This window comes from Yersinia sp. LJYL362 (assembly GCF_048323875.1).
This window is the reverse complement of the sequence record NZ_JBLWEX010000005.1, coordinates 1-8,046: the sequence shown is the minus strand read 5'-3', so window position 1 is coordinate 8,046 and position 8,046 is coordinate 1. Positions and strand designations below refer to the sequence as shown.

The window sequence follows — 8,046 nt, the reverse complement described above, 5'->3', positions numbered from 1 at the left end:
CGGCAATTTGTAACGCTTTGGCTGAAAATGCGGTGGTGTATTTTTCGAAAATAGCTCGCCTGTCCAATAAGATACGCATAAACATCGCGGCACCGATGGTGTTAGTTATCATCATGGGCAAGGCAATATTCTCAACCAATTCGACCGCTTCATGGAAGGGGCGCGCCACTGCCAGAATAATCAACATTTGCAGGACTTCGGCCACCAAGGTAATAGCGGCGACAACCAAGGGCTGGAATAACAGGTCAAGGCGATTTTTGCGGATCAGATAGCTATGGAGTAGCCCGCCTAATAACCCTTCGGTGATGGTAGATAACATACAGGCGGTGGCGGTCATTCCTCCCATGGAGTAGCGATGTAACCCCCCGGTCAGACCCACCAGAAAACCGACTGATGGCCCCCCCAGCACGCCACCCAATACGGCACCGATAGCGCGGGTATTGGCGATGGAGTCATCAATATGCAAACCAAAGTAGGTTCCCATGATGCAAAACATGGAAAACGTGAGGTAGCACACCAGTTTATGGGGCAACCTAATGGTAACCTGCATTAAGGGGATAAATAGCGGTGTTTTGCTCAACAGATAGGCGATGACCAGATAGACACACATCTGTTGTAAAAGGGAAAAAATCAGTTCGACCTGGCTAACGCCCATGTTGGATGACCACTGTTATTACTAAGATTATTTATTGCTGCCGCTATTGTAGCCAGATTTCTCGCCCGAGAAGTTAGCCCGCCCCTTGTTTTAACAAAAAAGCCCTATGGGGCTTAAAATCGTGTCAGCTGGTTGTTTTGCTCATTTCGTCTGGCGAGTATCACAGTTTCTTTGTGCGACTCATAACGGCATTTCCATCATATATGTGTTTCTTGCACAGCTTAATCTTCTTTTTTTTCACTTATTTGCGTGAGAAAAAATTTCATTAATCATAAGCCAATTTTTTTAGCTCTCATTGACTATGCTTATAGTTTGGGTGAGAAAAATCCTATAACTAAGTGCGCAATCATAAAGGCAGGTTAAGGCATTAAGTCTGTTTATTGACCTTGATCATGCCTAATACATTAAATGGATTGCATGATTAATATGCTGAACTTTAGCTGTGTATTTAAAATTCTGCATAAAATCATGATGTTAATCAAAGGAAGAAGATATGCCAGTACTTCCCGACCGTCAGGTGATTAATCAGATTATTTCCGGCCATTATGCCGACCCTTTTTCCGTTTTGGGTATGCACCAAACTGAGCGGGGATTACAGGTATGTGCGTTGTTACCGGATGCCAAAGAGGTATGGTTGGTTGAAACAGAAACTGGGCGAAATATCGTTCAACTTCAGAGTGAAGATCCGCGTGGTTTCTTTATTGCCAAAATCCCCCAGCGTAAAAAACCTTTCCGTTATCAGTTAGCCGTTACGTGGCAAGAAAGCCCACAAATCATCGAAGATCCCTACCGATTTGGCACACTATTGCAGGATATCGATACCTGGTTATTAGCAGAGGGTACCCATCTACGCCCTTATGAACGCTTAGGGGCGCATTTGATGAGTCTGGATGGGGTGCCGGGGGTCAGTTTTGCGGTTTGGGCACCGAATGCTCAACGTGTTTCTGTGGTGGGGGAATTTAATTTTTGGGATGGTCGCCGCCATCCTATGCGGTTACGGCGAGAAAATGGTATTTGGGAGTTATTTCTGCCCGGCGTGCAAACGGGGCAGTTGTATAAGTTTGAGATAATAGATTGCCATGGTCAGGTGCGGTTAAAAGCGGATCCCTACGCCTTTAAAGCCCAGATGCGGCCAGAAACAGCCTCATTGATCAGTCCGTTGCCCGATGTGGTCGAAAATACTCCCGCCCGACAAAAAGCCAATGACTTGCGTTCACCTATTTCTATTTATGAAGTCCATCTTGGTTCGTGGCGACGCCATACCGACAATAACTTTTGGCTCAGTTATGGCGAATTAGCCGATCAATTGGTCGAATACGTCAAATATATGGGCTTTACCCATGTGGAATTGCTGCCCATTAATGAGCATCCGTTTGATGGTAGTTGGGGCTATCAACCGCTGGGGTTATACGCACCGACTCGCCGGTTCGGCACACCACAAGATTTCAAAGATTTTGTCGCCAAATTCCATGAGGCCGGAATTAACGTCATCCTTGACTGGGTTCCGGGTCATTTCCCCAGTGATGAGCATGGTTTATCGACGTTCGATGGAACCGCATTATATGAATATGCCGATCCGCGCGAAGGCTACCATCAGGACTGGAATACCCTGATTTATAACTATGGTCGCAATGAAGTTCGCAACTATTTAGCGGGAAATGCATTCTACTGGATGGAGCGTTTTGGTATTGATGCATTACGTATTGATGCTGTTGCTTCAATGATTTACCGCGATTACAGCCGTGCCGAAGGGCAATGGGTGCCCAATTATTACGGTGGGCGCGAAAATCTGGAGGCGATCGCCTTCTTGCGTTACACCAACCACACCATCGGTGTTGAGCGCTCCGGCGGTGTCACTATGGCTGAGGAGTCTACTGACTTCCCAGGGGTGACATTACCTCCTGATTCGGGGGGATTGGGCTTTAACTACAAGTGGAATATGGGCTGGATGCATGACACGCTCAATTACATGCAATGTGATCCTGTTCACCGCAAATATCATCATAATTTAATGACTTTCGGTATGTTATACGCCTATACCGAGAACTTTATTTTACCGATCTCTCACGATGAAGTGGTTCATGGCAAACGTTCAATCCTTGATCGTATGCCAGGTGATGCATGGCAGAAATTCGCTAACTTGCGGGCCTATTATGGGTTTATGTGGGCGCATCCAGGCAAAAAATTGCTGTTTATGGGATGTGAATTCGCTCAAGGGCGTGAGTGGAATTTCGATACCAGTTTGGACTGGCATTTGCTGGATGACGAAAACGGTTGGCATAAGGGAGTGCAGCGCTGGGTTCGCGATCTTAATCATTGTTATCAGCAACATGCGCCACTCTATGAGTTGGATTACCAACCGGCTGGCTTTGAGTGGTTGGTGGTGGATGACCATGAAAACTCGGTATTTGCTTTCCTGCGCCGTGACGCTAATGGTAACGAACTGATTGTTATTAGTAATTTCACGCCAGTCCCACGTTATCACTACCGCGTAGGTGTCCCGCAGAGCGGGCATTATCGCGAAGTGTTGAACTCTGATTCAGCGTTCTATCGTGGCAGCAATATGGGTAATCAGGGCGGTATTCATAGCCACCCAGTGGGCAGCCATAATCACAATCACTCTTTGCTACTCACTCTGCCACCACTGTCGACCATTTATCTGGCGCGGGAGGGGTAGGATGACGACTCTGACGAGTGGCTCCCCGACGCCAATGGGTGCTCATTTTGATGGTGTCGGGATCAATTTCACTCTGTTTTCAGCTCATGCAGAGCAGGTTGAACTGTGTCTGTTTGATGATAATAACCAGGAGCTGCGGATACCGTTACCGGCCCGCAGTGGGGATATCTGGCATGGCTATCTTCCCGGAGGAAAGCCGGGGCAGCGCTATGGTTACCGTGTCAGTGGGCCATTTAACCCGCAACAAAGCCACCGTTTTAATCCCAACAAGCTATTGATAGACCCTTGTGCTCTTGCGTTAGATAGCAAAGTGGGTGATGACCCCAGCTTACAGGGTGGGGTGAGTCAGCCCGATTATCGCGACAGTGCTGCTGTCGCTCCAAAGTGTATTGTGGTCCATGAAGAATATGATTGGCAGGGGGATCACCGACCAACCATTCCTTGGGGCAATACCGTCATTTATGAAGCTCATGTACGCGGCCTCACTCAATTGCACCCAGATATTCCGGCAGATCTGCGTGGCACGTACGCCGGTTTGGCTCATCCAGCCATGATTCAATACTTGCAACAACTGGGTATAACGACGTTGGAGTTGCTACCAGTGCAATTCCATATTGATGAGCCACGGTTGCAGAAGATGGGGCTGAGTAATTATTGGGGTTATAACGTACTCGCTCCCTATGCAGTTGACTCGGATTATGCTTCTGGCCGTGAAGGGATTTCCCCGCTGCAAGAGCTACGTGATGCGGTTAAAGCGCTGCATAAAGCCGGTATTGAAGTGATTTTGGATGTGGTATTCAACCACAGTGCAGAGCTGGATGTGTTTGGCCCCACTCTGTGTCAGCGTGGGATCGACAATGCCAGCTACTACTGGCTCACCCCTGAGGGTGAATACGACAACATGACTGGTTGTGGCAATACATTGCGCCTTAGCCAACCTTATGTGATGCAGTGGGTGCTTGATTGCCTGCGTTACTGGGTCGATCGCTGCCATATTGATGGTTTCCGCTTTGATTTGGGGACGGTTTTGGGGCGCTCACCGGCTTTCGACCAACATGCTCCTTTGTTTGCCGCACTGGCGGCTGATAAACAGCTTTGTCATTGCAAGATGATTGCAGAGCCTTGGGATATCGGCTTGGGAGGTTATCAATTGGGTAACTTTCCCACCGGTTTTAGCGAATGGAATGACCAATATCGTGATGCCATGCGCCGCTTCTGGTTACGCGGCGATTTACCTTTGGGGCAATTCGCCCAGCATTTCGCAGCATCCAGCAATTTATTCAAACATTGGGAGCGTTTGCCTTCCGCCAGTATCAATCAAATCACCGCCCATGATGGTTTTACTCTGCAAGATTTGCTGTGTTTTAACAAAAAACACAACCAAATCAACGGAGAAGAAAACCGTGATGGCAGTGATAACAATCTGAGCAATAATTTTGGTAGTGAAGGTTTGGTGGCGGATGACGCTATCTGGCAACGGCGCAAAGCGTGCCAGCGCGCATTACTGACCACTTTGTTACTTTCACAGGGTACACCGATGTTGCTGGCTGGCGATGAACACGGCCATAGTCAGCAAGGCAACAACAATGCGTATTGTCAGAACAACATTCTCACCTGGCTAGACTGGGGGAGCGCAGATCGAGAATTAACGGCATTTACTGCTGAACTTATTCGGCTACGCCAGCAGATTCCAGCCCTGATTAAAGACTCATGGTGGGAAGACGGCGATGGCAATGTGCAATGGCTGGATAGTCAGGGGCAAACGCTGAGTGATGGGGCTTGGGAGCAGGGTTGTCAGAAACAACTACAAATACGGTTATCTCAGCGCTGGCTGGTGGTGATTAATGCCACTGATCAAGCGTGTGAAATGCATTTACCTGTGGGGGAATGGGTGGTGATTCCTCCTTTTGAGCCGTCAGAGCATACGGAACCATTAACCGTATGGAATGGGTCTGCACATACCGTTTGCGTGCTCACACAGAAATTTTAAGGAGTCTTCATGGTTAAGTTTGAGAACAAAGACCCACTGATGTTAGCTCGATTATTGCCGAATAAATCTGTTGCGCTGATTCTGGCGGGTGGCCGTGGTTCACGGCTGAAAGATTTAACGGCGACCCGTGCTAAACCCGCAGTTCATTTTGGCGGCAAGTTTCGCATTATTGATTTTGCTCTTTCCAACTGTCTGAATTCGGGTATCCGGCGTATTGGCGTGATAACGCAATATCAGTCACATAGCTTGGTTCAACATATTCAACGTGGTTGGTCATTCCTCAATGAGGAAATGAACGAATTTGTCGATTTATTGCCAGCCCAACAGCGCCTGAGCACTGAGCAGTGGTACAAAGGAACCGCAGATGCTGTTTATCAGAATCTGGATATTATCCGTCGCTACAAAGCGGAACATATCGTCATTCTGGCGGGTGACCATATTTACAAGATGGATTACTCCCGCATGTTGCTCGACCACGCCGAGAAAGGGGCTGAGTGTACTGTGGCGTGTATTCCAGTCCCCATCACCGAGGCCACTGAATTTGGTGTTATGGAGGTTGCCGAGGATTATCAGATAACCGCTTTCTATGAAAAACCGGCTAATCCTCCTGCGATGCCGGGCCGCCCGGATATGGCCCTCGCCAGCATGGGCATCTACATTTTCAATACTGATTATCTGTTTAAATTATTAGAAGAAGATCAGAAAACGCCCGGCTCCAGCCATGATTTTGGTAAAGATATCATCCCCAAATTGACTGAGCAAAGAGTGGCCTGGGCACATCCATTCGACCTTTCCTGTGTGACCTCTAATGCTGAACTGCCGCCTTACTGGCGTGATGTCGGGACGCTGGATGCCTACTGGCGTGCCAACCTCGATTTGGCATCGGTGACGCCAGAGCTGGATATGTATGACCGCGATTGGCCTATTCGGACTCATATGGAGCCGCTGCCGCCTGCCAAGTTTGTGCAGGACCGTTCCGGTAGCCACGGTATGACCATGAACTCGTTGGTTTCCGGTGGCTGCATTGTTTCCGGTTCGGTGGTGGTGCACTCAGTGCTATTCCCTCGGGTGCGGGTGAACTCGTTTTGCACCATTGATTCCACATTACTGCTGCCGGATGTACATATTGGCCGTTCGTGCCGCCTGCGCCGCTGCATTATTGACCGAGCCTGCCAGATACCCGAGGGGACGGTTATTGGGGAAAACGCCGAAGAAGACAGCAAGCGTTTTTATCGCTCTGAGGGCGGGGTGGTGTTAGTGACCCGTTCGATGCTGGCCAAGCTTAAAAGTGAATAGGAAAAATGATGCGGGTTCTACACGTATGTTCTGAGCTGTTCCCGTTGTTAAAAACCGGGGGATTGGCTGACGTTGTTGGTGCTTTACCTGCCGCTCAAATTGCTGAGGGGGCCGATGTCAGGGTTATGCTGCCGGGGTTCCCTGACTTACGCCGTGGCATCCCAGACACGGTTTTGGTCAGGGAGATTGATACCTTTGCTGGCCGTGTTTCATTACGTTATGGCCATTATCAAGGGATTGGTATTTACCTGATTGATGCACCAGGTCTCTATGACCGGGCAGGAAGCCCGTATCACGACCCATCTTTACATGCTTATGCTGATAACTATCGCCGTTTTGCATTACTGGGATGGATGGCTTGTGAACTGGCTTGTGGCCTGGATGGTTATTGGCGTCCAGAGGTAGTGCATGCCCATGATTGGCATGCCGGGCTAGCTTGTGCTTATCTCGCGGCACGTGGCCGCCCGGCACGTTCAGTATTTACCGTCCATAATTTGGCTTATCAAGGGCTGTTCTCGGGGCACCATTTGGCTGAAATACAGCTACCAGCCGCATTTTTCCAAATGTATGGGCTGGAGTTCTATGGCCAAATTTCCTATCTGAAAGCCGGACTGTTCTTTGCTGACCATGTCACCACCGTTAGCCCGACTTATGCCAAAGAAATTACCCAACCTGCCTTTGGTTACGGCATGGAGGGGTTGCTACAAGAGCGGGCCAGTCAGGGGCGATTGACCGGGATCCTCAATGGAGTGGACAGTGATATCTGGGACCCAAAAACGGATGCTTTACTCCATGCCCGCTATGATGCAGAAAACCTGCAAAAGAAAGCGATAAATAAAACACACCTGCAAACTACGATGGGGTTAGAGGTGACGGAGAAGAAACCTATTTTTGCCGTGGTCAGCAGGCTGACGGAGCAAAAAGGGTTAGATTTGGTGCTGGAAGCGTTGCCCGATTTACTGCAATTGGGAGGGCAATTGGCTGTTCTGGGGGCGGGTGATGCCATTTTACAAGAGGCATTCCTGGCGGCTGCGGCAGACTATTCCGGTCAGGTTGGGGTACAAATAGGCTATCACGAGGCATTTTCACACCGAATTATTGCCGGTGCGGATGTGATTCTGGTGCCCAGCCGTTTTGAACCTTGTGGGCTAACACAGTTGTATGGCTTGAAGTATGGCACTTTGCCACTGGTCCGGCATACGGGCGGGTTGGCAGATACCGTGGTGGATTGCGCGCTGGAAAATCTGGCAGACGGCAGTGCCTCGGGGTTTGTGTTTGATGAATGCGATGCACAAGCATTGGTGCGGGCGATTCGCCGTGCTTTTGTTCTGTGGAGCCGACCAAAACATTGGCGTCACGTTCAGCGCCACGCGATGGGGTTGGACTTTGGTTGGCAAGTAGCAGCGGCAGACTATCTGTCACTTTATC

The 8,046-nt window shown here is 49.3% G+C and carries 5 protein-coding genes; 4 read left to right on the top strand and 1 reads right to left on the bottom strand.

Annotated elements, in window-relative coordinates; all coding sequences use genetic code 11:
- On the bottom strand, positions 1-655 hold a 655-nt coding region (locus ACNSO8_RS00190; RefSeq protein WP_418393469.1), incomplete at its 3' end, for a LytS/YhcK type 5TM receptor domain-containing protein.
- A 493-nt stretch (positions 656-1,148) separates the two neighbouring features.
- Here ACNSO8_RS00190 and glgB point away from each other — a divergent pair.
- The 4 genes from glgB to glgA form a co-directional block, all read left to right on the top strand.
- Positions 1,149-3,332, top strand: coding sequence for a 1,4-alpha-glucan branching protein GlgB (gene glgB, locus ACNSO8_RS00185; protein WP_057621302.1), 2,184 nt, complete (start codon positions 1,149-1,151; stop codon positions 3,330-3,332).
- A gap of 1 nt (position 3,333) precedes the next feature.
- On the top strand, positions 3,334-5,322 hold the full coding sequence (glgX, locus tag ACNSO8_RS00180) for a glycogen debranching protein GlgX (protein WP_418393468.1): 1,989 nt from the start codon (positions 3,334-3,336) through the stop codon (positions 5,320-5,322).
- Between the two features lie 9 nt (positions 5,323-5,331).
- Positions 5,332-6,618 carry a glucose-1-phosphate adenylyltransferase gene (glgC, locus tag ACNSO8_RS00175; RefSeq protein ID WP_019081561.1) on the top strand — a complete coding sequence of 429 codons (1,287 nt, stop codon included), beginning with the start codon at positions 5,332-5,334 and terminating at the stop codon, positions 6,616-6,618.
- An 8-nt stretch (positions 6,619-6,626) separates the two neighbouring features.
- A partial coding sequence (gene glgA / locus ACNSO8_RS00170; protein ID WP_418393467.1) for a glycogen synthase GlgA occupies positions 6,627-8,046 on the top strand: 1,420 nt, incomplete at its 3' end.

Excerpts from the sequence above, each read along its gene's own strand:
- glgB (WP_057621302.1), top strand. The coding sequence starts at position 1,149 with ATGCCAGTACTTCCCGACCGTCAGGTGATTAATCAGATTATTTCCGGC.
- glgX (WP_418393468.1), top strand. The coding sequence starts at position 3,334 with ATGACGACTCTGACGAGTGGCTCCCCGACGCCAATGGGTGCTCATTTT.
- glgC (WP_019081561.1), top strand. The coding sequence starts at position 5,332 with ATGGTTAAGTTTGAGAACAAAGACCCACTGATGTTAGCTCGATTATTG.